Source organism: Nocardia sp. NPDC051911 (assembly GCF_040681035.1).
Taxonomy (GTDB): domain Bacteria; phylum Actinomycetota; class Actinomycetes; order Mycobacteriales; family Mycobacteriaceae; genus Nocardia; species Nocardia sichangensis.
Genome location: NZ_JBFAXY010000028.1, coordinates 74,822 through 100,959 on the forward strand (window position 1 = coordinate 74,822; position 26,138 = coordinate 100,959).

A 26,138-nucleotide genomic window follows, 5' to 3' on the forward strand; every position below is an offset into this window, starting at 1 on the left:
CCGCGCGGGCCGCGGCGCTCAGGCGCGCGCGGCCGCGGGCTCGGGGTCGGCCTCCGGCAGCGTCGCGGCAGACTTGCGAACCGGAATGGCCAGCGCGATCAGCGCCGCCAGCACCGCGACGCCGCAACCGATCAGCAATCCGGTGCGGAAGCCGGCCTCGGTGGGGATGGTGTGCCCACCGAGGCGGGTGCTCATCTGCGCGAGGACGACGCCGACGACCGCGGCCGACACCGTGGTGCCGATCGAGCGCATCAAGGTGTTGAAGCTGTTGGCCGACGCGGTTTCCGACAGCGGGACCGCGCCCATGATGAGCGCGGGCATCGAGCCGTAAGCGAGGCCGACGCCACCGCTGCACACGCAGGTCACGACGAGTAGCCCCCAGGTCGACCCCATCAGCACGACCGACGAACCGTATCCGAGGGCGATCACCGAGCTGCCGACGGCGAGCGTCACCTTCGGCCCGCGCGCGGCCGACAGCCGGGCGCCGAGCGGGGAGACCGCCATCATCACCAGGCCGGCGGGAGCCATCCACAATCCCATCGCCAGCATGGACTGCCCGAGGCCGTACCCGGTGACCACCGGCAGTTGCAGCAGTTGCGGGATGATCAAAGACTGCGCGTACATGGCGAACCCGACCACGATCGAGGCCGCGTTGGTCAGCAGGACCTGCGTGCGCGCGGTCACGCGCAGGTCGACCAGCGGGTCCGCGGTACGCAGTTCCCACCAGCCCCACACCGCGAGGACCAGGACCGCGACCGCGAACAGGCCGAGGATGGTTCCGCTCGTCCAGCCCCAATCGGCGCCCTTGGACACCGCGAGCAGCAGGCACACCAGCGCCGTGCCGAGACCGAGTGCGCCGGGAACGTCGAAACCGCCGCCGCCGCGTGCCGGGATGGCGGGCACCAGCAGCCAGATCAGCGTGGCGACACCAGCGCTCAGCACCGCCGAGCCCCAGAACAACACGCGCCAGCTGGCGTTCTCGGCCACCGCCGCGGCCAGCGGAAGACCCAGCGCGCCACCGATTCCCATCGACGCGCTCATCACCGCGATGGACGTGCCGAGTCGTTCGGCGGGCAGGACGTCCCGCAACGCGCTGATGCCGAGCGGGACGACACCCATGCCGATGCCCTGCAGGCCGCGACCGGCGATCATCGGCACCACCGAACTCGCCAGCGCGCAGACCAGCGATCCGGCGATGAGCGGAACCGTGCACGCCAGCAGCATGCGGCGCTTGCCGTAGAGATCGCCGAGGCGTCCGGTGATCGGGGTGGCCACCGCGCCGGCGAGCAGCGTCGCCGTGATCACCCAGGACGCGTTGGACGGTGTGGTGTCCAGGATCCGGGGCAGGTCCCCGATCAACGGCACCACCAGGGTTTGCATCAGTGCGGCGACGATGCCTGCCGCCGCGAGTACGCCGACGATGCCCTCGGACCGAGCTGCCGATGGTGCTGCCACGCGGGTCTCCCTCTCTTGCGATTCTTGTGCACAGTACATACGAATTGCATGATGCACAAGAGTTGTACTATGCAAATGTGCTGGTCGGCCCGCGGGAGTGTGGTATAGGTGCGGAGATGAGCCCGTAGCTGGCGAATATCGGCAGGAGCGTTGTGTGGACAAGCCCGTATCTTCGGTGGAGTTCGAGACCATGCTGCTGGGGCGGCACAGCCTCAGCGCCAAGGCCCGCCGGGGGCGTGGCCACCTCGACCGCAGCGCCTACACGGTGCTGAGCAGGCTGCGGGTACAGGGCCCGATGTCCGTGGGAGAACTCAGCGATGCCTTCGGCCTGGACACTTCGACGCTGCACCGGCAGACCACCGCCATGCGCGGAGCCGGTCTGATCGAACGTATTCCGGATCCGGACGGCGGCATGGCGCGCAAATTCCGGATCACCGCCGAGGGCGGGCGCCAGCTCGACGCCGAACGCGCCTACAACGTCCGCGCTCTCGAAAACGTCCTGGCGAACTGGACGGCGCAGGACATCGCCGCGTTCGCCGAATTCCTGAAGCGGTTCAACACCGACATCGAACGCATCGACAAGCGTCCGTGGCCCCGGCCCTGAACGCGGGCGCGCCCGCGCGGATGCACACGAAATCTCCACAATCGAGCCCGGATCTCTCCACAGCCGGTGGCTAGGGTTCGGTGCATGGAACACAGCGCACCGGCGCAGGCCGCACGGCGGATCCTGGTGGTGGACGACGAGATGACCATCGCCGAATCCGTCGCGGCTCGCCTGCGGGCGGAGGGGTACACCGTCGACCTGGCGCACGACGGTCCCTCGGCCGTCGCCGCCGCCGAGGCCGTCGGACCGGACCTCGTGGTGCTCGACGTCATGCTGCCGGGGTTCGACGGATTGGAGGTGTGCCGCCGTATTCAGGCGCGCCGCCCGGTGCCCGTACTCATGCTCACCGCGCGCGCCGAGGAAACCGACCAGCTCGTCGGGTTGGGTGTCGGCGCGGACGACTACCTCACGAAACCTTTCTCACTGCGCGTGCTCGCGGCCCGGGTGCACGCGCTGCTGCGCCGGCTGGACCGGGCCGCCGACCGCGGCGGCGCGACGATCCTGGTCGGTGACCTGCGAATCGACGTCGACCAGCGCCGAGTCTGGCGCGCGGACGTCGAGGCCCTGCTCACACCATTGGAATTCGATCTGCTGGCCCGGCTGGCCCGCCGCCCGCGCATGGTGCTTGCGCGCGAGCGGCTGCTCGAAGACGTCTGGGACTGGTCCGACGCGGCGGGCACCCGCGCGGTCGACAGCCACATCAAGGCGTTGCGTCGCAAACTCGGCGCCGACCTGATCCGCACCGTGCGCGGCGTCGGGTACGCCCTGGATGCCCGATGAGTACCGAACCCGAGAGCGCACCGGAGGTGGAACGCGAAATACCCGTCGGGGGAGCGGAATACGGCGAACGGCGGTGGGTGCGCCGAGCGAGCGATCGGATCGCCGAGCTGCTGCCCCGGCCGCTGGACCCGGTGAAGTCGATCAAGCTGAAGCTCGCCATCCTCATGCTGTGCTCCGGCGGGGTCGCGTTCGGATTCTTCCGGTTCAAGATCGGATGGCTGCCCCCGCGCACCACGCTCACCGCGGTGGTGATCGCGCTGCTCACTTCGCAGTTCCTCGCCCACGGCATCACCAGGCCGCTGCGCGAGATGACCGCGGCGGCGAAACGGATGGCCCACGGCGACTACACCCTGCGGGTGCGGGCGAGTTCCCGGGACGAAGTCGGGCAACTGGCCGAGGCGTTCAACCAGATGGCGGCCGACCTCGCGGCGGCCGACCGGCAACGCCGCGACCTGATCGCCAACGTCTCGCACGAATTGCGCACGCCCATCACCGCTTTGCAGGCGGTACTGGAGAACCTCGTCGACGGCGTCTCCCAACCCGACCCGGCGACCCTGCGCACCGCACTGGCCCAAACCGAACGGCTCACCCTGCTGGTGTCCGAATTGCTCGACCTCTCCAGCATCGAAGCGGGCGCCTTCCCGCTCGACCGCGAGGAGTTGCCGATCGCGCCGCTGCTGGCCGACGTCGTCGCCGAAGCGGAGGTCATGACCGCCGCGCTCGGGCGCGGCGTGCGATTCCGCACCGACGTGCTGCCCGGCGCCGCCCGCGTGTACGCCGACCGTGCGCGTCTGCACCAAGTGCTGCTCAACCTGCTCGACAACGCCGCCCGCCACGGACCTGCGGGCGGGGAAGTCCGCGTGGCCGTGCGTGTCTCGCAAGGCGAGGCCGTCATCGACGTCGACGACGACGGCCCCGGCATCCCGCACGCCGAACGCGCCCGGGTGTTCGACCGGTTCACCAGGGGCGGCCGGACCACGGGCGGCGGCACCGGGCTCGGCCTCGCCATCGCCCGCTGGGTGGTCGACCTGCACGGCGGCACCATCGCGGTCGCCGAGCCTGGCTCCCGTATCCGGGTCGTTCTGCCCGGGCGCTGACCTGCCACTCATCCGACCCGGACCACCAGAACGGTTCCGGGGTGATTCCGCACGCCTATCGAAGGGACGAACCATGCCTCCCGAACCCGAATCCGCCTCGACGGCCGAACCCGAGGCCTCTGCTGCGTCGAGCACCGAATCCATCTCTGCCGCAATCAGTTCCGGCACTGCGATGGTCGATCCACCGGTCGCCGGATCGGACATGCGGGCGGCAGGCATCGCCGCTGCGGGTACACCGACCGGCGGATCCGCCCAGCCCTGCCCGGGCGGCCCGACCGCGTGGCAGCGGCCACCCAAGTGGCGGCGTGTGGTCTGTCCTCCCGGGGTGGTGCCTGCCGCGCTCGTCTCCGGTCTGGCGGCGGCGATCCTCGTCCACTGGGACCGGCCAGGCATCGGCTGGGTTCTCGCCGCCGCGGTCGCGGCGACGGCGGTCGTCCTCGTCGACCGGAACGCCCGCAGGGCCGTGGCGAGCACGACGAAAGACAGCACAGGGGACGCGGAACAAGCGGCCGAACGATCGGCGGCGACATCGCATTACGCGCGAAGAGCGCGGTTCGCGGGACGCGCGTGGTGGGCGACGCTCGCGCTCGCCCTGCTCGCGGTAGGCGCCGTCCGCGCCGCGGGCTGGCTGTTCGCCTTGTGCGTGCTCGCGGCGTGTGTCGCCGGTTCACTGGCGGTCGTGGGACGCCGCTCGGCGAACGGCATCCTCTACGACACCCTGGCGCTCGGCCTGGAGGCGGTCTCCGCCGTGCCGTGGGTGTACGCCGGTACCGCCAGGGTGCGCGGTGCGCACACGCCGCGGGCCCGGCGGCTCGGGCTGTCGGTTGCGGTGACCGTCGCGCTGCTCGCGGTCTTCGTTCCGCTGCTCGGCAGCGCCGACGCGATGTTCGCCGCGCTGCTCGAGACCGTGACGCCGGACCTGGACATCCCCTCGGTGGTGCGGTGGATCGTCCTGTTCGCGGTGGTCGCGCTCGGTGCGGTCAGTGCCTTGTTCGTGCTCGCGGGCCCGCCGCCGCCTGCCACCGCGAGCGCGGGTGGGCGAACACTGCGCCGTTCGGAATGGGCACTGCCGGTCGGTGCGCTCGCGATCCTGTTCGCGGCCTTCGTCGTGACCCAGTTCGTCGTGCTGTTCGGCGGCGACGAGCATGTCCGGAAGACGTCGGGCTTGACCTACGCCGAGTACGCCCGCACCGGCTTCTGGCAGCTGTCGGCCGTCACCGTCCTGACACTCGCGGTGCTCGTTGTCGTGTTGCGCTGGGCGGCCCAGGACACGCCCGCCGACCGGTGGTGGCTGCGCGGTCTGCTCACGGCGGTGAGCCTGCTGGCGCTGGTGATCGTCGCCTCGGCGCTCGGCCGGATGTGGACCTATCAGCGGGCCTACGGCTTCACGGTGTTGCGCCTGCTGGTGGAAGTCTGTGAACTGTGGCTCGGCCTGGTCTACGTTCTGGTCCTGGTCGCGGTGCTGCGACTGCGCCGGGCATGGTTGCCGCGCGCCGTGCTCGGCACCGCCATGGCGACCTTGCTGGCGCTGGCCGTGGTGGACCCGGAGCGACTCATCGCCGAGGAGAACATCGATCGCTGGCAGCGGGGCAAAGCGCTGGACACCGAATACCTGGTGACGCTGTCGCCGGACATCATGCCCGCGACCGAACGGCTGCCCGAGCCGCTGCGTGCGGACGTACGTGCCAGGTTGCGCGCCGACCTGGGCGAGGACAGCTGGCAGAGCTGGAATCTGTCCCGGGCGAGAGCGCGGTGAGCTTCCTTGTAATACACTTGTATTATCGCTGATCGTGGGTTATAACTGGCCTGAGTGGGCACTGTTGTCGCTGGTGGGAATCGACCCGCGTGAAGTGCTGCAGGTGCTCATGGGCGCCCGCCGATGGCCTCGGCAGGCGCACGGCCGGAACGAGCTCGCGGTCCTGACGGTGTGGGGCCGGACCGAGGCGGGCCGGCCGCTCATCGTCGCTGTCCGCCGCACCGAAGGCTGGCAGTGGGACATCCTGGGCGCGGTCGAGATGACCGAGGCCCAGGTGGCCGAACTCGAGCGTTGGGAGCACACCGATGACTGACTATCCGACGAACCCGGAGGCCGTCCGGGACTTCCTCTCCGGTCTGGAATACAGTGACGCGCCGGTCGACGCGGCCGAGCTGCCCCCGCCGTTGCGCGCCGAGGACACGGTCACCGTCACCACGTCGCTGCGCATCCCACTGGAATTGCACCAGCGGGTCAAAAAGGCCGCCGAGCAGCGCAACATGACCATGTCCGCGCTCATCCGCGACTGGATCGAACTGGAACTGGCCGCCCTGGAGAACGACCAGCCCATCTCACGCGCCGACGCCCTGCGGGCGCTGGCCGCCCTGCATCCCCTGCGCCAGTCGGCTTAGTCCGCGGCGGCTGGTGTGTCGCGGGTCAGGACGCGATCGAGTTGGGCGGCGAACTCGTCGGCGGCCATGCGATAGCCGACGTGGTCGCCCGCGAACTCGACAAGGTCCAGGCCGAGTTCCTTCGCGAGTACGGCGTTCGGAAGTCCGGGAAAGGTGTCTCTCGATTCGTGTCCGACGCCGAGTACCAGCCGGTCCGACGACGCGCGCAACGCCGCGAGATCCGGGGCGTACCGGGGATACTGTCTCAGCTCGTGTTCCATCCAGAAGACCAAGTTCTGCTGGATCCTGGTGACTGTCGCGACGGCTTCCGGCGGCAGCTGTTCGAGCGGGGGAAGCGGCGTGGGCCGCATGCCGATGCCCGCCGAGAACGCGGCCATGGCGGCGGAGGTGCCTTCGGTCTTGCTCTGCTCGTGAATGCTGTCCAGGAAGGCCAGCCACTTCTCGCCGTCGGGCAGCAGCGTGGCCAGCGGTGGTTCGTGCGCCACGAGTGTGCGCACCAGCTCCGGCCGGGCGCGCAGCAATTCGAGCGCCACGATCGCCCCGGAACTGCTACCGAGGACGTGGGCGGGCTGGTCGGTGAGGTGCGTGAGCAGCGTGGCGGCGTCCGTGCCGTCGGTGATCACGCGATCGTGCGGCGGTCCGTCGAGGGGGCTGCGAGTGAAGCCGCGCCGGTCGTAGGCGACCACGGTGTAGCGGTCGGCGAGCCGCTCGGCGACGGCGTCGAAGGATGCGGCGTCACCGTTGCCGCCGGGAATCAGCAGCAACAGCGGTCCGGTGCCGCGGATCTCGTAGTAGAGGGTCGCGCCGGGGACGGCGAGAGTGTGCTGGGTGGGGACATCCATCGGAAACGCTCCTGGGAGAAGGGACAACTGCCGCAACGCCTCCCGGATGACCGGTAGCGCGGGAACGGGTGGATCGGCATCGACCCATCGGTCGATGGCCACGCACAGCGCTGCCGTGAGAGCGCCGGCCATGATCCTCGGGAACATGTCGGCGTCGATCGGGCGGCCGGTGCGCTCGGCGATGGCTTCGGCCAGCGCGCCCTCGATCACCGCCTGGGATCTGCGGTACTCACCTTGCAGCAGCGGCGCTCGGGTGATCAGGCGAACGCCCGCGGTCCACGCGGGATCGGGTGGCTCGGCGTCGCGGAATTCCGCCAGCACGGCGTGGATCACCGCGGGCCACAGCGGCTCGGCGACCGGGCGGGCGCGCAGGTCGTCCGCGATCCGGCGGGCCCGGTCCACCGCCACCGAGCAGACGGCCTCGTACTTGCTCGCGAAGTAGTTGTTGAACGTCCGCGGCGACACCCCGGCCGCCGCGGCGATGTCCTCGACGAGAACGTTGTCCAGCCCCCGCTCCACGGCCAGTCGCAGCGCCGCGAAACCGAGCGCCTCACGGGTGGCGAGTTTCTTGCGTTCGCGCAAGCCGAGTACGAATGCCACGACTCCACGGTAGCGAAACTTGCGTGATGCGCAAGATTGCGTGATCGGAAAGATCTGGGAGAGCGCAGATCAGGCGTACCTCCGCCTTCGCTCCGGCCATGCGCGGGCTGAGGACGGACTACGTCCGACCGCACCCATCAGGCGATTCGGCAATCCGGAAAACTAGTCGCAGTGTCGCGCCGGCCACAGAGGCAATCGCAGCGCCGATTTTCGGCGCAGGGCGGTTGAGCCGAATTCACGCCTGGCGCAACGACCGTCCGCGGTGCATGCCGCCCGAGGCATGGTCGGCTCCTCTTGTGCACCGCGCCGTCCGCCCCGGATCGATCGGTGGCCTCAGGTCGGCTCGGCCGGTGCGGAATCGATCCCGTCCAGCGCCCGGCGCACCGCGTCGGCCGGATCGGCCGCGCCCACCGTGGCCGCCACCGGATGTCCATTCGCGTCGCGAATCTGCCAACCGCCCAGGGAGACAACCGGAATGCCACCACGCCTGCGGGCCAGCGCGACCTCCGACAGCGTGCCCCACGAACCGCCGATGACGATCACCGCGTCCGCCGACTCGACGAGGATCGCGTTGCGCGCCTCACCCATGTTCGTGAACAGCACCGCCGACAGCCCGGGACACACCGCGTCGCGGTCGGTGTCCGGACGCACGCCGATCACCAGTCCACCGACCTCGGCGGCACCGGTGGCGACCGCGGCCATCACCCCGGACCCGCCGCCACACAAGACGGTGATCCCGGCCCGCGCCAAGAGTTCGCCGACCGCACGCGCCCACTCCGCTTCCTGCCGCGTGCACTCCCTGGGTCCGCACACCGCGACCTGCCGCGTCACCTTCGTCATCCCGCGGGCCGTGGCGACACGAGCGACGCCAGGCGCTCCCGCAACGCCATCGCGTCGCGCGGTGCCCGCACTTTCGCGTCGTTGTCGAAATAGGTGTAGACGTCCAGCGATCCGGCCCACGAGCGGATCTTCTCCGCCCACATGTCCAAACCCTCGTCGGTGTATCCGCTGACGTAGAGTTCGTCGTGCCCGTGCAACCGGATGTAGACGAAGTCGGCGGTGACTTCTTCCAGCAGCGGATACTTGCCCGCCGCGTCGGCGACCACGAGGGCGACCTGGTGGCGGCCGAGCAGATCGGTGCAGGCCGGGGTCACGAAGCTGTCGTGCCGGACCTCCAGGGCGTGCCGCAACGGCCGGTCGGCGTCGGTGCTCGTATGCGCGGGATCGACGCGGTGATCGTGCCGCCGTGCGATCTCGGCGGCCTGCTCGGTGCTGCGCGGTAGCCCGGACAAGAAGGCGTCCAGCACATCGGCGTCGAAGCGGAAGGTCGGCGGCAGCTGCCACAGAATCGGCCCCAACTTGGGCCCGAGCGCCAGCGGGCCGGAAGCCAGGAAGTTGGCCAGCAGATCGTCTCCGTCGCGCAGCCGCTTCATGTGTGTGATGAACCGGCTGCCCTTCACCGCGAAGAGGAAGTCGTCCGGAGTCTGCTCCGCCCACTTCTGGTAGCTGGACGGGCGTTGCAGTGCGTAGAACGAGCCGTTGATCTCCACGCTGTCGAGCTGCTCCGAGAGATAGGCCAACTCGCGCTTGTGCGCCAGGCCCTGCGGATAGAACGTCCCGCGCCAGGGCGGGTAGACCCAGCCCGACGTGCCGATCCTGATCTGGCCCATGTCTCCATGGTGGCGCATTCGCTACGCCGATGCGGTCCTCGCCGCCACCTTGCCGACCAGCCAGGCCACCGCCAGCGCCGCCAGGAACGACAGCAGCGATGCGCTCATCCACGCCTGCGCGGTGAAATGCAGAGCCTGCCGAACCCGATCCCAGAACTCGGTCCACACTCCGGCGTCACCCGGGTTGATCAGTTGATACACCGCGAAGCCAGCCAGCCACGCGACCACCATGCCCCACCGCGCCGGCGCGTCGGGAGCGGTGTTCCACTCGCGGTGGGCCCGCAGGAAGAAGTCGGCGACCAGCACGCCGAGCAGCGGCACGAACACCGAACCGATGAGTCCGAGGAAGCCGAAATAGTTGCTCATGTCCAACCGCAGGGCCAGCACCGTGATCAGGGCGCCGAGGCCGATCGAGAGCACTCTGCGGTCGACGCGCGGCGCGAGGTTCTGGATCGACACGGCGGTGGAGTACACATTGGCGAACGATTGGTCCGCCTCCCGCAGCACGAAGACGAAGAAGAACAGCGCACCGAGGCTCACCTGCAGGAACGGTGCGTACGGCCCGCCTGCGCCGGTTGCCAGCGCCAGCGCGAACAGGCCGAGGACGTAGGCGATGATCTGGGTGAGCGCGTACGCGCCGCTGGCCGCGCCGAACGCCGAGCGGCCGGTGCGGGAGTGCCGGGTGTAGTCGGCGGCGACCGGAACCCACGAGATCGAGACGGCCAAGGCGGCATCGGTGGCGACCCAGAAGAGGTTCCAGTCGACGCCGAACGGCCCGCTCCCGCTCGGTCCAGGGTTCGCCCGCAGATCGGGCAGACCGGCGCGGAAGAACTGCGCGTAGAACCAGATCAGGGCGATCACGACACCGGCGGTCACGAACCTGCGCAGCAGACGGACCGAGCCCAGCGGCCATATCGTGAGGACGGTCGTGAGCAGGCCCGCGACCACCACGTAGAGCCAGTGCGGGCCGCCGCCGAACAACTCCCCGGCCGCGTCGCCGATGACGATCAGCTCGAATGTGCCCCAACCGATCAATTGCGCGATATTGAGGACGGTCGGCAGATAACTGAGTTTCGCGCCGAACAGTCCGCGCAGCAGCACCATGGCGGGTTGTCCGGTACGCGCGCCGGTCAGCGCGGCGGCGCCGAGCATCAGCCCGCCCACCAGGGTGCCGAGGACGGTCGCCAGGATGCCCGCCGCGATCGAGATCTGCGCCGCGCCCTCGGCATTCGGCGCGAGCACCGTGTACGCGCCGGAGAACGCGATGAGGCTGACGCCGAGATTGGCCCAGAACGCGCTCTGGTCCCAGAACGAGAGCACTTTCGGCGCGGGCTGGTCGAGGGTGAGCGGGGCTTCTTGCGCCGCGCTCGCGCGGGTCGACGACATGACGGAAACGCTCTCCCTACGCCGGCATTACCCGGACAGGTTCATGCGGTCGGCGACGCGTGCGGTCCGCCCTCTCAGCCCGGCCGTGCCCGAGCTCCCGCGGTGGGGTGATTCCGGCGAATAGTACACCCGCGCCAGTTTCGTGAGTTGGGAACGAGAACAAAGCGGCCCGAGGTCCGCGGCGCAGTGGCGAGTTCCTATGGCCCCGGATCGCTTCGCGCACTAAACCGACGAGCGGGTGCGCACCACCGCGTCGGCCCTTTGTCAGGGCATCTACGACGCAAACTGACCCCCCGAGCGCCGCGCGGTCACGGGTCCGTCGCGGCGGCTGCCGACGCGCGGTTCAGCCCATGAGGAACGAGGCGGCGAACCACGCGAGCAGGACCAGCACCGCACCGACCAACGCGCCAGGGAACATCGCCCGTCCCTGCCGGGCCGCCAGCACCGACAGCAACGCGCCCAGGGCGAAGCCCACGATTCCGCCGCCGACCATGATCCAGACGCCCGCGCTGGTGTCGACCCGGCACTCCGGCTTGGACTCGCAGATGCCGCCCGCCATCAGGAACCACGGCGCGAGGATCGTCGACATCGCCGCCAGCGTCGCGGGCAGGAACCACAACAGCGCGCTGACGACGAGATCCGCGGTGCGCGGCGGCGTGACGGCACGGGTCTCGGGCTCGCGCGTGGGATAGCCGGAGGGGGTCGTGCTCTGGGACACCTGGTTCAGGTAACCGTGCATCGTTTCTCGCTATCGCTTGTCGGTGGAGTCGACCGGGCCGATGGAAGTTATACACCAGCCACTTGCACGTCGAAGTGCTTGTGCTCCCGGGGATGCGGGCGCGCGGCCGGGCCGCCGTTTCGGAGCGGACGCGTCCGTCGGTCCTGCGTTCTGTAGCGAATACCCAGCGTCCCAGAGGGATTCGCGTGCCCGCGCGGCGCCGCCGGTGAACGTCCGTCGGTGGCCATGTCGGCCGGGCGAGGACGACCGTGCGTCGAGCCGTCTCGAATCAGGTTGCGGTGCAGCGGAGCAGTAGCATCATCGCAGGTCATGCGCGGCTACCGATGCCCGCGTTCTACCTACGCGACCATCCTGTGTGTCGATCCGCTGCGCGGTCGGGACGATGCGTCGCAGTGGTGCGCCGTATGGACCGGACGACGCCGCGACGATCCGCGCCGAGTGCGCCCGCGCTCGCCGTGCACGCTTCTACCGTGGGAGTGACGCGTTGACCACGTCCCGAGACCTCGATCGCACCGCGAATAACTCCGGCGTACACCATGGTTCGCCGATCGACCACGACATCGAGCGCGTATCGCTGTTTTCCCCGGAGTTCGCGTCCGATCCGCATGCCGCCTACCGCGACATGCGCGCCCGTTACGGTTCGATGGCGCCGGTCGAGCTCGCGCCGGGCGTGTCGGCGACCTTGGTACTGGGCTATCACACGGCCGTGCGAATCATGCACGATCCGGCCCACTTTCCCGCCGACCCGCGCGCCTGGCAGGCGAACGTCCCCACCGGCTGCCCGGTGCTGCCGGTGCTGGAGTGGCGCCCCAACGCCATGCGCAGCACGGGCGAGGAGCACGCGCGCTACCGCCAGGCGAACACCGCGAGCATCGATGCCGTCGATCTGCACGCCTTACACGAGACGGTGGAGCGGATCGCGGTCCCGCTGATCAACGCCTTCTGCGCGGCGGGCAGCGCCGATCTGGTGTCGCAGTACGCTTTTCCGCTCGCCTTCGAGGCGATCAACGCCATGCTGGGCTGCCCGCCGGAGATCGGGCAGGAAGTCGCCGCCGCGACCCGCGCCGTGTTCGACGGGGTGGACGCCGAGGAGGGCAATCGCCTGCTCGTCACCGCGTTGCTGCGGCTGCTCGAACTCAAGCGCGCCGAGCCCGGCCAGGACATCACGACGCGGCTGCTGCGGCATCCGGCCGGTTTGGACGACGCGGAGGTGATCCACCAGCTCGTCGTGCTCTACGGGGCGGGCATCGAACCGCTGCAGAACCTGATCATCAACACCCTGGTGCTGATCCTCACCGACGCCCGGTTCGGCGGCGACGTCCTCGGCGGGAGCCTGTCCACCCGAGACGCCCTCGACGAGGTGTTGTTCACCGACCCGCCGATGGCGAATTTCTCGGTCACCTATCCGCGCCAGCCGATCCTGATCGACGACGTCTGGCTGCCCGCGCATCAGCCGGTCGTCATCAGCTTCGCCGCCTGCAACAACGATCCGGCGATCAGCGGGCACGACCACAGCGGCAACCGATCACATCTGGCCTGGGGCGCCGGGCCACACGCCTGTCCGGCCCGCAGCGCGGCCTACCTGATCGGCCAGGACGCGGTGGACCAGTTGCTGGACGCGCTGCCGGAACTGCGGCCCGCCGTGCCGGTGCACGAATTGACCTGGCGGCCGGGGCCTTTTCACCGCGCTCTGACCGCGCTGCCGGTCGTCTTTCCCGAAACGCCGCCCTGGCAATCCTGAATCCGGCAGTCGGTCAGGACGGCGCTGTCGCCGCGAGCCGGGTGAGGTTCGCCGGCCGGGCGAAGGTGTCGGCGAAGGCGTCCGCCAGCGTCGTGTCGTGCTGGGCGGCCAGCATCATCTCGCGCAGGGCGGGTGGCGGATCGAGCACCGTGGCCGTCCACCGCGCGGCGGGGTGCGCGACGGCCGTCAGCCACGGCGCGGCCGCCCACTCCATCCACGCGCGGTCGTAGGGGCCGTCGGGATCGTGCAGGATCGCCTCGCCGTAGCGGACCGCGCAGTGCACGGCGTTGTTGGCGCCCTGTGCGCCGCCAGGGTCCATCCGGCAGACGACGTCGCCTCCGCCCAGCACCGGCCTGCCCGACGGCAGGGTGCCCACCGGACGACGCATGACCGGAGTCACCGCGCCCACCAGCGTCGCTCCGGCATCGGTCGGCTGAGCGTGCCGGTAGCGCTCGGCGAGTTCGGCGGGCAGGTGCGCGTCCAGCAGTTCCCGGGCTTGCGCCCAACGTCGCGCGGGCGTGCCGTGCTGGTCGAAAACGTCCAGCACGCCGCCAGGCCGCGCCTCGAAAAGCAGGATTTCGCAGCGGCGTTCCTGCCCCGGTCGTCCGGTCAGCCCGGGATAGGAGATCACCTCACCGTGCTCGGGCAGCGTGGTGTAGTAGCCGAGGTTCTCCGGGTCCGGCTGGACGCCGTCGAGATAGAGCACCGCCAGTCGCCGCATCGGTGCGGCGGCTACCGGCCACGCCGCATCGGCTTCGAAGCAGCCGGCCAGCTCACGACCCGCACGGGTCACCACGGTCAGGTCGTGGTCGGCGGCGTGCTGGTCGAGTTCCGGTACCGAGGGCTCGGCGATGCGCAAGTCGCCGCCCTCGGCCAGGAACTCGCCGAGCCAGCGGGCGAACACCGTCCGCTGATCAACGCTCTGGGCGGGGCGGGTGAATCGTCCGGTCCAGCCGACCACCGCCGCGCGATCGATGGCCATGGTGAACCGGATGCCCTCGATATTCGGCGCGGTCGAGCGCCAGAAGCCCAGGCCGATATCCGATTCGAGGTCCAGGGTGGGCGGGAACTTGACCTGGGTGCTGGTCACGGTGCCCGCGAGGACCGCGTCGGCGTCCCGATCGGTCACCAGCGTCACCGTCCGGCCGCCGCGCAGCAGACGGTGGGCGAGGGGTAACCCGCATTCGCCCGCCCCGAGTACCAGTATCCGTCCCACCATCGTGTCCTTCCGGTCGTGCGATCGACTGCCGTGACAGCGCAATCGTCCGCGTATAGGTGGACACCGCGCATCGGTAGAGACCCGCGTATCCGCCGCCGCGACCCGACTACGCTGCCCTGTTGTGTCGGAAGGACGTACGCCGGGTCTGGGGTCTGCACCCGTGGCCACCAGTGACTTCGTCGGGCGTGAGCGCGAATTGGAGAAGATCGGCATGGCGCTGCTGGGCGGAACCCGCCTGGTCACGCTGATCGGCGCGGGTGGCATCGGCAAGACCAGGCTGGCGACCGAGGCGGCGCAGCGGTTCCACAGGGCGCGACGCGTGCCGGTGCACTGGGTGCGCCTGGCGCTGCTGTCCCGGGACTCCGGCGCTGCGGCGGTCGAGGAACTCCTCGCGCGTTCGCTCATCGACGCCGACTTCTCCGGGCGGTCGGCGTGGGAGGCGGTGCTGGACACGCTGCGCCGCCGCGACGCGGTCGGGCGCACCCTGCAGACGATCCTGGTGATGGACAACTGCGAACACGTGCTGGACGGCGCGGGGCGGGTGATCGCCGACCTGCTGGAGGCGGCGCCGGGGCTGACCGTGCTGGCCACCAGCCGCGAGGCGATCGGCTGGGTGGACGAGCAGTTGGTGCCGGTGCCCGCCCTGTCGCGGGAACAGGCGCTCACCCTGTTCCGTGCGCGCGCCGGTCTGACCGGGCACACCGTCGCCGAGGAGGAGACCGACCTGGCGGTGGAGATCTGCCGCCATGTGCACAACCATCCGCTCTACATCCGTCTGGCCGCCGCACGGCTGTTGCGGCAGCCGCTGCGGATGATCCTGCGTGACCTCACCGGCGAGGCGAGCGACCGGCGGCTGCGCTGGTCGCCCGGTCCCCGGATCGGCGCGGAGGCACGGCATCAAGGTATCCGCGACGTCATCGCCTGGTCGTACGACCTGTGCCGGGACAAAGAGCGGCTGCTGTTCGACCGGCTGTCGGTGTTCGCGGCCGGGTACGACGTCGACCCGGAGAACGCGGACCCGGCGGAGTCGGACGTCGGCGCGGAGCTGGAGGCGATCGAGGCGGTCTGCGCCGACGACGAGCCGGGCGGGTTGGCTCGCGCGGAGATCGACGGCCTGCTCGAACGGCTCGCGGACCAATCACTGGTCACGGTGCATTTGACCGCGACAACGGTGCGGTACTCACTGCTGGAGAGCGTCCGCTTGTTCGCCCAGCAGCGACTGGCCGAACGCGACGGCGAACCGGCCCGGCTGGCAGGCAGGCACCGCCGCTACTACCGCGACAAGGTCGTTGCGGCCGGAGCGGGATGGTTCGGCCCGGACGAGCAGGATCTGCTGGATTGGGCGCGCGCGGCCTGGGACAACCTGCTGTGCGCCATAGCGGGCAGCCTCACGGTGCCGGAGGAGGCCGTGGTGGGGCTGGAGATCGCCGCCGGGCTGATCGCGCTGCGCATCCCGTTCCTCAGCGGTTCGCTGCGCGAACCGCGCCGCTGGGCCGAGCGCACGCTGGCCGCCAGCCGGACGCTGGACCCGCAGCCGGTGCCGCTGCAGGTGACGGCGATGTCGCTGATCACGTGGATCAGCCTGTGCCAGGGCATGCACCACGACGCCGATCGGATGCTGGACGAATGCGTCGCACTCTGCCTGCCCGACCCAGCGGCTCGTGCGGGGTGGCGCGAGCGGCTCGACGACATCGAGCTGCCCGCCCCGGTGGAATTCGCCAGAGGCGCCGAGCTGATGCTGGTGCGCCGGGATGTGCGCGCGATCGCCGTACTGGCCCGCGCTCGGGAGCGGTTCCTGGCCGACGGCGACCGCGGCGGGGCCGCGATGAGCGAACTGTTCGAAGCGCTGGCCGCGGCGTTGCTCGGCACACCCGCGCAGGCTTTGGAGACCTCCCGGCGGCACCTGGACCACGCCGAGCGCTCCGGCGCGCGATGGGCCGCGTCGTGGGCCGGTTTGGCGCGGGGGATCGCGCTGACCGGACACGGTGATACGGAACAAGCGCTCACCGTGATACGGGCCGCGCTGACCACTCAGCTGGCGATGCGCGATCAGTGGGGCGTGGTGTGGGCCGTCCACATCACCGCCTGGGCACTGGCGCGCTCGATCCGCGACACCGACACCGGCGGCGGCTCCGGCACGGTGACGGCGCGGGCACGCGATATCGCGCGCCTGGTCGGTGGCGGCGCCACGTTGCGCGACAGAATCGGCGTGAACATGTCCAATCTCGGCCCGTTCGCCATCGAGACCGAGATCGCCGCAGGCACCGCCCGGGCGGTCCTGGGCGAGTCCGCCTTCGCGGAGGCCGAGCGCGAGGGTGCGCTGCTGCGTCCGGAGCTGGGCGAGGTGGTGCAACTGGCTTTGGGGAAGCTGTCGCTGGACCGGCTACCTGTCGAACATCCGGTCCGGCAGCGCCGTCCCTCGCACTGGGAGGAATTGTCGGCGGCCGAACAGGAAGTGGCCGTGCTGGCGGCGGCCGGTTGGACGAACACCGCCATCGCCGCCCGGCGCGGCAGCTCGTTCAAGACCGTCGACGCCCAGATGAGCTCGATCCTGGCGAAACTGATGATCGGCTCCCGAGAGGACATCCGCGCCTTGGTGCCCGCCGAACGGCAGGCTCAGGTAGCTGACGAAGCCGCACGCAAGCCCCAGCGCGGACGGCGCTCGTGAGAACACCGGGTCGAGCCGGGCGGCGTCTCGGCCGTGCCGCCGCCCGGCTCGATCACCGGCAGGATTCGCCGACGGGAGCCGTGTTCACTCGTCCAGTTTGCGCGCGGTGATCTGAATACCGGGCTCGCCCGAGATGCGCCGCACCGTAGCCTCGGTGACCGGGAGATCGGCCACCAGCTCGCGGCCGTCCTCAAGGTCGATGCCGTAGCCGGCGATGTAGGTGCGGAAGAACGGCAGGCAGGCGCGCGCCATCGGCTGCGGCAGCTTCCAGCGGTCGACGAACGACCGCGCGTCCTCGAAGGTGCAGCCTCGATCCGCCTCGATCACCAGCAGCAGACCGCCCGGCCGCAGCACCCGGATCATCTCCGCGAGACCCTTGCGCTGATTCGGCCAGTGCTTGATCGAGCCGGAGCTGATCACCGCGTCGTAGGCGGCGTCGGGGAACGGCAGGTCCATCGCCGAGCCTTCCCGGAACTGGATCCGGCTGCCCAGCGCCGCGCCGCGCTTGCGTGCCCTGCGCACCTGCTGCGGGGACAGATCGATGCCGGTCAGCCGCAACGTGGTCCCGGCGGTGGCCAGCCCGACCGCGAGTTGCCCACCGCCGCAACCGACGTCGAGCACCTGGGCGCCGTCGTCGAGCTGGGCGACGATGTCGTCGAACAGGGTCGGGGTCATCTCCCGTACGGCATCGGAGATGAAGTTGTCGTAGAACCACGAGTCGATCGGGTTGTAGCGTTTGGTCTTGTCCAGCAGGACGGTCATGGCGTGCTCCTAAACGCGGGTGGCGAACTTGATCTTGCGGCCGAGAGTGTTCGGTTGTGCCTGGGAGATGATCGTTTCCTGAACCCGCTCGCGGCTGCTGCGCACGATCTCCATCGCCTCCTTCACCGCGACGTCGATGTCCATCACGGTGGGGATGTCGAGCATCGAGACGATGGATTCCAGGCGCTGTTCGGGGGTGCCGCGCACCGTCACCACCGGCTGCCCGAGCTCGCTGATCGCGTGCAGCAGTTGCCGATCGGAGATGGCGCGGTAGCGCTCGTCGACCGGCCGGTGGCCGTCGGGATCCATCGGCACCTCCACCGGAAGGTGGAAGAAGATGTCGTAGTTCTGCCGGGCCCGCTGCCGGGCCATATCGCCGTAGGCGTTGAGGTAGCGGCGGTAGAACGGCCGGCCGGGCAGGGTGAGGGTGTTCTTGACGGCCTTGTGCCACCGGGTCGACCCGGGGTTCGGGCCGGTGATCAGCCGCGTGGTGCCGTAGACCCACTCGTTGAGCACCGAACCGTCGGCGATGAATCCGCCCTGGGCATCGAGGATCGCCTCGGCCTGGATGCGCAACTCCAGCCTGCGGAAGCCGAGCGCCATCAGTTCGGTTGTGCTCAGGTCCTGGAACCGCATGCCCGGATAGAGTTCGGTGACCACTTCGCGCGCGGACGAGGCGTCCACCCGGGGAATCCCGGTCAGCAGGGACAGCGCCGTGGAGGTCGTGGTCTTTCCGGTCGAGTAGGTCCCGGATATCACGATGCGTCGATAATTGTTTCCCGACATGGGGGTGCCTTTCTGAACGTTCGGAATTGCGCGGGTTAGGCGGGCAGTCGGTGCGCGAGGTCGTATCGGATCTCGCACCCGGCGAAGTCCGACGCCCAGCTGGAGATGCGCCAGTCGCCGCCGCCGAAGGCGAGGACCATCGATCGCGCCATGTGCGTGGTCGCGGTGCCCGAGGTGAACGGTGCCGGGGGAGCGGACGCGCGGGCGGTCATCCGGCGCATCCACAGCGTCTCGCTGTCCTTGCGGGCGATGTTGTCCAGTTCGTAGAGCACGACCTGGGACAGCTGCGCCAGGATCACCGTCGCGTCGACCAGCGTGACCGAGGGCTGGTAGGCGTCGGCCACACCGTGCCACGGCCCGGCCGGATCCGGTTCCGCGAGCGCGAAATCGGCCTGCGCCCGGCTGCCGCCGTCGGAGACGACGACATTGCGCAGGTACTGTCCGCGGGCGTACACCCCGCCGTGGAAGTACCCCCGGCCCGTCTCGTGCACGGTGTGCCGTGCGGCCTGGGCCGGACGCGGTGGCGCGGGCAACGCCACGGTGGCCTCCAGGCTCATACCGCCGCCCAGCGCCCCGGTGATGCTGATCGTGTCGCCCTCCACCGCGACCACCGTCGCGCTGATCGGGAACTCCTCCAGCGACTCCGTCGCGATGGTCCCACTGCTGAACTGGACGAAAGGAACCCAGCACGAACGGATCTCGCTGTCGGTGAGCCCGTAGCACTCGCGCAGGATCACCTCGAGCAGCCGGTAGCCGAAGATCGAGCAATCGATGCTGCTCACGTGCGGGACCAGCACGCGGGTGCTCTTGCGCGACCAGTCCAGCGGATAGTGCACTCCCGCGGTCGCCGTCAGCCGGGGACGGTCCTGCGCGTCGCGGTCGAGGGTGATGTCGAAGATGCGGTGGGTGATCCGCTTGTAGCCCTCGCCGAAGAAGCGCCCGTCGCGGTGCCCCAGCACGGTGTCGATATCGGCGTAAGCGATGAGTTCGGTGGACATGTCGGTGCCTTTCATGCCGCGGCCTGCGCCTGGGCGGGCTCGGCGAACTGGCTGACCACCTTGGCGCCGATGCCGCGCAGCGACAGGCCCCGGCTGAGTTCGAGCGCGGAGATCTTGACGTCGAGTTCCTTCTCGGTGCGGGCCCCGAATTCCATCGCCATGAGCGAGTCCATGCCGAGGTCGGTGACCGGCTCGTCGATGTTGATGGCGTCGGTGTTCACGCCGAGCACCACCGCGAGCTGATCGGCGAGGCGCTGGGCGACGAAGTCGGCGCGCTGTTCGGCGGGCAGCGTGAGGATTTCGGTACGCAGCGCGCCGCCGGCCTCGCCGCCGACGCCGATGTCGGTGAGCAGCTGCCGGAAGCGACGGGTGTCGGTGGACGGCCGGGCCACCCGCGACCACACCGTCCAGTCGATGTCCGCCACCGCGACCTGGGTGGTGTCCAGCGCCAGGCATTCGCGCAGCAGAGCGGTCGCCCGGTCCATGTCGATGGGCAGGAAACCGATCGACTTCACGTAGTCCACCAGCGCCTCGGTCTTGTCGGCCATACCGCCGCCGCTCATGAAGCCCCAGTTCACCGCCAGTGCCGCGGCGCCACGAGCACGGCGGTCGGCGGCGAGCGCGTCCAGGGCGGCGTTGGCGGCGGCATAGCCGATCTGCGGGGTGATGCAGCCCAGCGCGCTGATCGAGGAGTACAGCACGAACATGTCCAGCTCGATGCCCGCCTCCTCGACCGCCCGGTCCAGATGCTGCGCTCCGCGCACCTTGGCGAACAGCTCGTCGAGCGATTCCCGGGTGATCTGCGGGATCGGCAGGTTGTTCACCACTCCAGCCGCGTGGAAGATCCCGCGCAGCGGCGCGACCGACCGGATGCGATCCACCAACGCGGCCGTCGCGGCGTAGTCGGCGACGTCCACCCGCTCCTCGAGCACCGTCACGCCCGCCGCGGTGAACGCCGCAACCTGCTGCCGGGCCTGCGGGGTGGACGCGCCGCTGCGGCCGACCAGCACCAGCTTCCGTGCGCCCTCGGCGACCAGCCACCGGGCGGTGGCCAGGCCGAAGCCGCCGAAGCCGCCGGTCACCAGATAGCAGCCGTCCGGGTCGATCCGGGGGTGGGCGAGTCTCGGGCGCACCATCGGCTGTTCCTCGCGCAGGTCCAGCACAACCCGGCCGATCTGATCGGATCGTGCGACGGACTCGAACGCCGAGGCCAGCTCCGACACCGGATAGGCCGTGTGCGGCAGGTATCGGTAGGCGCCCGCGCGCAATGCCGCGTGGCTGGCGCGCATCGGCGTGCGCAGCAGTTCGGGATCGTGGGCCAGCGCGCGGTCCATGTCGACGGAGAAGAACGTGAGGTTGCGGTCGAACGGCCCCAGATCGATGACGCCGCCGGTGTAGATGTCGGCCTTGCCGATGTCGACGACGCGGCCGAATTCCGCGGCCACCCGGAAGTTCTGGCGCAGGATCTCGCCGGGCGCCGAACTGTAGACCACGTCGACGCCACGGCCGCCGGTGAGATCGGCGATCTGGTCGACGAAGTCGGCCGACCGCGACTCGAACACGTGCTGCGCGCCGAGCGCGCGCACCTGCGCGCGCCGCTCGGGCGTGCCCGCCGTCGCGATCACGGTGGCGCCGATGTCCAGCGCGACCTGCACCGCGGCCATGCCCATGCCGCCCGCCGCGCCGTGCACGAGCACGGTCTCCTCCGGCCGCAGGCGCGCCAGCGTCCGCAATCCGAATTCGGCGGTGAGATAAGGCAACCCGGATCCGCAGGTCAACGGATCGTAGTCCTCGCCGGGTAGCAGCCGGTGCGGCATGGTCGCGCCCGCGTCGGCGGGCATGGTGACGTACTTGCGGAGGATGTCGCGGGCGCACACCATCATCCGGTCGCCGACCGCGACATCGGTGACGCCGGGGCCGACACGCTCGACCACACCGGAGCCCTCCATACCGACCGTCGTGCCGAAATACGTGCCCGCGAGCTCCTTTTCGGTGAGCACGCCGATGACCTTCATCGCGTCCTTGTAATTCAGCCCGGCCGCGTCCATCCGAATCTCGATCTCGCCGGGTCCCGGCGCGACCCGCTCGGTTTCGCGCAACGCCAGATCCGACATCAGCCGCGACTTGGGAATCTCCACCACGAACGAGGCTTCCGGATCCGACAGCGGGGTGGCCCGGTTGCGCTCGTCGAGATACGTGCCGAAATTCCGGTCCAGCCGCACCGCCCAGTGATCGGTTCCCCGCACACCGATCTCGTCGAGCACGTCGTCGGCGAAGACGAGATCCGCCAGCGGCGTTCCCGAGCGCGAGGACGCGTCGACCAGCCGCCAGCCCGCCGCGGGTTGTTCGTTGAGCAGCGCGCGCCGCGCCCCCACCAGTGCGCCGTGCGCCACCTTGGCGGCGCTGTCGGCGGGCGTGCACAGCGCGTCCTCGGTGACGACGACGCTGCGGACCCGGACCTGCGGCGCGTCGGCGAGCAGATGCTCGACCGCATTGGCCACCCGCGCGAGCCAGTAGACGTTGCGCGACCCGTCGAACGCGTCGCCGAATACGCTGATCACCCGGATCCGTTCGGCGATCGGTACGCCCTCGGATGAGCGCAGCGCCAGCCGCAGGCGCTCGTCGTTGTCGTCGGCTTCGGGGTCGGCGAGCACGACGGTGACGGCGGTCCGCTCGCCCAGCAGCGACGCCGCACGGTCGGCGGCGTCCGCGCCGACGCAGACGGCGACCACGGCCTCCTCCTCGGCGGGCCGCGCACCGGACGGTGCCTCGACGATCTCCCAGAGCGGCTGGTAGAAAACGCGATCCAGCTGATGGGTGACATCGATCGCCGCGCTGACCGGACGGAACTCGACGCCGAGCAGCCGCATGGCCACCTCGCCCTGTTCGCCGACGATCGCGATGTCGGCGCGCAGCGGGTCGACTCCGCGCCGGGTCACCACGACACGAGGCCGCTCCGGCAGCGGGCCCAGCCTGCGCACCCCGGCGATGGCGGCAGGCACGATCGCCACGTCGGTGTCCGAGTCCGCTGCCAGCGCGGCGACGCACTGCAACGCGGCGTCGACGAGGGCCGGGTGGGCCAGGTGCCGGATCGGCGTCTCCTCCTCGATCGGCGCGAGCGAGGCGACCACCGCGTCCGCGCCGACGACGGCCGAAACGATGCGCTGGAAGGCGGGACCGTAGTCCAGCCCACGCGCCGCCAGACCGCGATACAGATCCGGGCCCGCGACGGTGACGGCGTGCTCAGGGGCGTCGACATCCACGACCGCGGCGGTGAAATCGGCTTCGATGAGCCTGCCGTGGGCGTTGAGCGTCCAGGTGGCGGCGGTGGCCGAGCGTGAGCGGATCTGGAAGCGCTTGGTCGACTCCTCCACGCTCACCCGCAGTACCGGGATGTCGTGCTCGTCGATCACCAGCGGCGCGACGAATTCCACCGACTCGAGGCCGAGGCTCGTGCGTCCGGTGCGCTCGACGGCGGCGCTGAGCGCGGCATCGAGATAGGCCGCGCCGGGCAGCACGACATGTCCCGCCACGACGTGATCGCGTAGCCAAGGCAGCCGCGACACCGAGAGTTGCACCTCCCATTCCGGGCTCCCCGCCGTCGTGGGATCGCCCAGCAGCGCGTAGCCGTCCGGCCTGCCCAGGCGATCGAGCAGGGTCACCGCCTCGTCGTGCCAGACCCGCTTGCGCTGCCACGGGTAGGCGGGCAGGTCGAGGTGCTCGACGATCGAGTCCGGACGGCCCGGCACGGCCGAACCGTCCAGCGAGCCCGCGACATACAGGTCCGCGACGGCGCGCAGCACGTTGTTGCGATCGCGCAGATCGCGCGAGAGCGTGGTCACCGCGGCGCCGATCACGCCACGATGGATCAGCATCTCGCGGATGTTGCCGCTGAGCACCGGATGCGGGCCCACCTCGAGGAAGACCCGGTGGCCCGCGTCGACCAGCGCTCCGATGGCGTCGGCGAACCGGACCGGCTCGCGGACGTTGCGGCACCAGTAGTCCGCGTCCCAGTCCGTGCCCGCGATCTCGGCGGCGGTCACGGTGGAGTACGTGGTGAGTTTCGCGTCTCGCGGCGCCAGTTGGGCCAGCGCGTTCCGCAGATCGTCGAGAATCGGGTCCATCAGATGGCTGTGGTACGGCACCTCGACACGCAGGCTGCGCGCGAATGTGCCTGTGGCAGAAAGCGTGTCGCGCAGCAGTTCGAGGTCCTGGCTGTCGCCGGCGAGGGTGACCGCGCCGGGGCTGTTCACCGCGGCGATCGAGATGCTGTCGGTGCGGGCGAGCAACTCGCGCGCTTCGCTCTCGGACATGCCCAACGCGAGCATGCCGCCGGTGCCCGCGGTGGTCGCCTGCAGTCGCGCGCGGTGATAGCTGACGGTGAGCGCGTCGCGAAGCGAGAGCGCGCCGGACACGTACGCGGCGGTGACCTCGCCGACGCTGTGCCCGACGACCACCGCCGGATACACGCCGTACTCGGCCAGTTCGGCGGTCAGCGCGGCCTGCAGCACGAAGTTGGCGGGCTGGGCGTACGCGGTCTGCATGATCCGCGAGCCGTCCTCGTCGGCGAGCATCTCGTCCAGGATCGACCAGCCCGCGATCGAGACGAACTCACGGTCGATCTCCCTGGCGACCTTGGCGAACGTGCTGTCGGTGGTGAGCAGCTCGCGGCCCATGCCCCACCACTGCGGGCCCATTCCGCTGAAGACGAAGACGGGTTCGACCTCTCCGTCGCCGATGATCCGGGACGGGGCGCGACCCTCTCCGGCGGCGAAGGCGCGCAACTGGGTGCGCAGATCGTCGGCGTCGTCGTAGGCGAAGCCGACCCGCAGCGGGTGGTGGGCGCGGCGGGTCCAGGCGGCCGCGGTCACCGACTCGGCGGGATGCCGGTCGAGCGCGTCGGCGAGTTCACCGGCGAGCGTGCGCACGGCGGTGTCGTGGCGGCCGGAGATCGGCAGCACCCGCGGTACCGGGCGCTCGTCCTCGGTTCGTGCGGCCGCCGGCGGCGCTTCGACGAGTACGGCGTGGGCGTTGGTGCCGCCGTAGCCGAAGCCGTTGACCGCGACCACACCCTTCCCAGGCGCCGCGGACAGCGGTTCGGCGCTCAGCGGCACCCGTAGTCGTAGCTCGTCGAACTCGATCGCCGGATTCGGCGTGATCAGCTCGAATTGGGGCGCGACCGTGCGGTGGTGCAGGGTGAGCGCGGCCTTGATCAGACTCGCGACCCCGGCCGCGGCCTCGGTGTGCCCGAAATTGTTCTTCACCGAGCCGACCGGCACCGGTTCGCCGCGGCCGTCCACCGCGCCGTACACCGCGCCCAGCGCGGACAGCTCGATCGGATCGCCGACCGCGGTGCCGGTGCCGTGCGCCTCGAGGTAGCTCACTTCGTGCGCCGCGACACCCGCGTCGTCGCGCACCTGGCGAGCGAGTTGTTCCTGCGCAACGGGATTCGGCACCGGTATGGCCATGGTGCGGCCGTCCTGGTTGACCCCCGTCGCGCGGATGACGGCGTAGACGCGGTCGTTGTCGCGCTGTGCGACGTCCAGCGGCTTGAGCAGCACCGCGCCCGCGCCCTCGGCCCGGCCGTAGCCGTCGGCGGCGGCGTCGAAGGTCTTGCAGCGACCGTCGACCGCCAGGAACCGGCCTTTGCACATCGAGATGAACGTCTCCGGCTGCAGCATCGCGTTCGCCCCGCCGACCAGCGCGATCTCGCACTCGCCGTTGGCGATCGCCTGCACCGCCAGATGCGTGGCCACCAGCGAGGACGAGCAGGCGGTGTCGACCGTCAGGCTCGGGCCGTGCAGGTCGAGCAGATAGGAGATGCGGTTGGACAACAACGTGTGCGAGGCGCTCATCGCGGTGTGGCTGGTGATCGCCGAGCGGACCAGCGGACCGCTGCGCCCGAGCACGTTGTCGAGGATGAAGCCGCCGACGTAGACGCCGACCCGGTGGCCGGAGACCCGACCGGCCATACCCGCGTCGTCGAGCGCCTCCCAGGTCACCTCGAGCAGCAGCCGCTGCTGGGGGTCGAGGATCGCGGCCTCCTTCTGGGCGATGCCGAAGAAGTCGGCGTCGAAATCCCACAGCGGCTGGGTGAGAAATCCGCCGCGCCGCGTGTACATACGACCCGGCGCGTCCGGATCCGGGTCGTAGTACTTTTCGATACTCCAACGGTCCGGTGGGATATCGACGATCCCGTCGCCTTTGTTCAACAGAAAATTCCAGTAGCTTTCCGCATCGAATACACCGCCTGGAAACCGGCAGCCGATACCCACTATTGCAATGTCGACCATTATTTCTCCTGGCCTTGAATGCGGGACCATGCTGAGCCCCCCGACCGCAGCAGCACAAATATTGTGACGAGCTCCTTCGCTCGAATGCATGCTATTGCTCGGGCGGCTCGGCC

The 26,138-nt window shown here is 70.0% G+C and carries 19 protein-coding genes and 1 riboswitch; of the genes, 8 read left to right on the top strand and 11 right to left on the bottom strand.

Annotated elements, in window-relative coordinates; translation table 11 throughout:
• Nucleotides 1–18 precede the first annotated feature (18 nt).
• Nucleotides 19–1,455 carry an MFS transporter gene (locus AB0L97_RS28850; RefSeq protein ID WP_364435502.1) on the bottom strand — a complete coding sequence of 479 codons (1,437 nt, stop codon included), beginning with the start codon at nt 1,453–1,455 and terminating at the stop codon, nt 19–21.
• Between the two features lie 154 nt (nt 1,456–1,609).
• On the opposite strand from AB0L97_RS28850, the gene AB0L97_RS28855 reads away from it, so the two are divergent.
• From AB0L97_RS28855 to AB0L97_RS28880, 6 genes are all read left to right on the top strand, one after another.
• Complete coding sequence (locus AB0L97_RS28855; protein ID WP_356968407.1) at nt 1,610–2,059, top strand: MarR family winged helix-turn-helix transcriptional regulator; 450 nt, start codon at nt 1,610–1,612, stop codon at nt 2,057–2,059.
• An 84-nt stretch (nt 2,060–2,143) separates the two neighbouring features.
• Nucleotides 2,144–2,839: a response regulator transcription factor gene (locus AB0L97_RS28860; RefSeq protein ID WP_364435507.1), complete on the top strand. Its 696-nt coding sequence runs from the start codon at nt 2,144–2,146 to the stop codon at nt 2,837–2,839.
• Nucleotides 2,836–3,936 carry an ATP-binding protein gene (locus AB0L97_RS28865; protein ID WP_364435510.1) on the top strand — a complete coding sequence of 367 codons (1,101 nt, stop codon included), beginning with the start codon at nt 2,836–2,838 and terminating at the stop codon, nt 3,934–3,936. Before AB0L97_RS28860 ends, AB0L97_RS28865 begins: the two co-directional genes overlap by 4 nt.
• A gap of 172 nt (nt 3,937–4,108) precedes the next feature.
• Nucleotides 4,109–5,692: a DUF4173 domain-containing protein gene (locus AB0L97_RS28870; protein ID WP_364435513.1), complete on the top strand. Its 1,584-nt coding sequence runs from the start codon at nt 4,109–4,111 to the stop codon at nt 5,690–5,692.
• Between the two features lie 34 nt (nt 5,693–5,726).
• Nucleotides 5,727–6,005: a hypothetical protein gene (locus AB0L97_RS28875; RefSeq protein ID WP_355079297.1), complete on the top strand. Its 279-nt coding sequence runs from the start codon at nt 5,727–5,729 to the stop codon at nt 6,003–6,005.
• Nucleotides 5,998–6,321, top strand: coding sequence for a CopG family transcriptional regulator (locus AB0L97_RS28880; RefSeq protein WP_364435517.1), 324 nt, complete (start codon nt 5,998–6,000; stop codon nt 6,319–6,321). The genes AB0L97_RS28875 and AB0L97_RS28880 overlap by 8 nt, the downstream gene beginning before the upstream one ends.
• Here AB0L97_RS28880 and AB0L97_RS28885 read toward each other — a convergent pair.
• From AB0L97_RS28885 to AB0L97_RS28905, 5 genes are all read right to left on the bottom strand, one after another.
• Nucleotides 6,318–7,763 carry an alpha/beta fold hydrolase gene (locus AB0L97_RS28885; RefSeq protein WP_364435520.1) on the bottom strand — a complete coding sequence of 482 codons (1,446 nt, stop codon included), beginning with the start codon at nt 7,761–7,763 and terminating at the stop codon, nt 6,318–6,320. The genes AB0L97_RS28880 and AB0L97_RS28885 overlap by 4 nt on opposite strands.
• 333 nt (nt 7,764–8,096) lie before the next feature.
• Nucleotides 8,097–8,603, bottom strand: coding sequence for an LOG family protein (locus AB0L97_RS28890; protein WP_364435523.1), 507 nt, complete (start codon nt 8,601–8,603; stop codon nt 8,097–8,099).
• Nucleotides 8,600–9,433: a DUF72 domain-containing protein gene (locus AB0L97_RS28895; protein WP_364435526.1), complete on the bottom strand. Its 834-nt coding sequence runs from the start codon at nt 9,431–9,433 to the stop codon at nt 8,600–8,602. Before AB0L97_RS28895 ends, AB0L97_RS28890 begins: the two co-directional genes overlap by 4 nt.
• Before the next feature lie 21 nt (nt 9,434–9,454).
• Nucleotides 9,455–10,819, bottom strand: a complete 1,365-nt coding sequence (locus AB0L97_RS28900) for a cytosine permease (RefSeq protein WP_355079287.1) — start codon at nt 10,817–10,819, stop codon at nt 9,455–9,457.
• Nucleotides 10,816–10,930: riboswitch (TPP riboswitch) on the bottom strand. Its footprint overlaps the gene before it by 4 nt.
• A gap of 232 nt (nt 10,931–11,162) precedes the next feature.
• Complete coding sequence (locus AB0L97_RS28905; protein WP_355079285.1) at nt 11,163–11,558, bottom strand: hypothetical protein; 396 nt, start codon at nt 11,556–11,558, stop codon at nt 11,163–11,165.
• A 484-nt stretch (nt 11,559–12,042) separates the two neighbouring features.
• Here AB0L97_RS28905 and AB0L97_RS28910 point away from each other — a divergent pair, with 484 nt between their 5' ends.
• Entirely contained in the window at nt 12,043–13,299 is a 1,257-nt protein-coding gene (locus AB0L97_RS28910) for a cytochrome P450 (RefSeq protein WP_364435531.1), read from the top strand.
• Nucleotides 13,300–13,312: 13 nt separating this feature from the next.
• On the opposite strand, the gene AB0L97_RS28915 is transcribed toward AB0L97_RS28910, so the two are convergent.
• Nucleotides 13,313–14,515, bottom strand: coding sequence for a styrene monooxygenase/indole monooxygenase family protein (locus AB0L97_RS28915; protein WP_364435534.1), 1,203 nt, complete (start codon nt 14,513–14,515; stop codon nt 13,313–13,315).
• Between the two features lie 163 nt (nt 14,516–14,678).
• Between AB0L97_RS28915 and AB0L97_RS28920 the strand changes: the two genes are divergently transcribed.
• Entirely contained in the window at nt 14,679–17,186 is a 2,508-nt protein-coding gene (locus AB0L97_RS28920; RefSeq protein ID WP_364435537.1) for an AAA family ATPase, read from the top strand.
• 84 nt (nt 17,187–17,270) lie between these two features.
• On the opposite strand, the gene AB0L97_RS28925 is transcribed toward AB0L97_RS28920, so the two are convergent.
• From AB0L97_RS28925 to AB0L97_RS28940, 4 genes are all read right to left on the bottom strand, one after another.
• A complete protein-coding gene (locus AB0L97_RS28925) occupies nt 17,271–17,948 on the bottom strand; it encodes a class I SAM-dependent methyltransferase (RefSeq protein ID WP_355081175.1) in 678 nt (225 codons plus the stop codon).
• Nucleotides 17,949–17,957: 9 nt separating this feature from the next.
• Nucleotides 17,958–18,707 carry an ATP-binding protein gene (locus AB0L97_RS28930; protein ID WP_355081177.1) on the bottom strand — a complete coding sequence of 250 codons (750 nt, stop codon included), beginning with the start codon at nt 18,705–18,707 and terminating at the stop codon, nt 17,958–17,960.
• 62 nt (nt 18,708–18,769) lie between these two features.
• The gene (locus tag AB0L97_RS28935) at nt 18,770–19,732 is read right to left on the bottom strand and encodes an AvrD family protein (protein WP_355081178.1); all 963 of its coding nucleotides are present in this window, start codon (nt 19,730–19,732) and stop codon (nt 18,770–18,772) included.
• A gap of 11 nt (nt 19,733–19,743) precedes the next feature.
• Entirely contained in the window at nt 19,744–26,025 is a 6,282-nt protein-coding gene (locus AB0L97_RS28940; RefSeq protein ID WP_364435543.1) for an SDR family NAD(P)-dependent oxidoreductase, read from the bottom strand.
• Between the last annotated feature and the right edge of the window lie 113 nt (nt 26,026–26,138).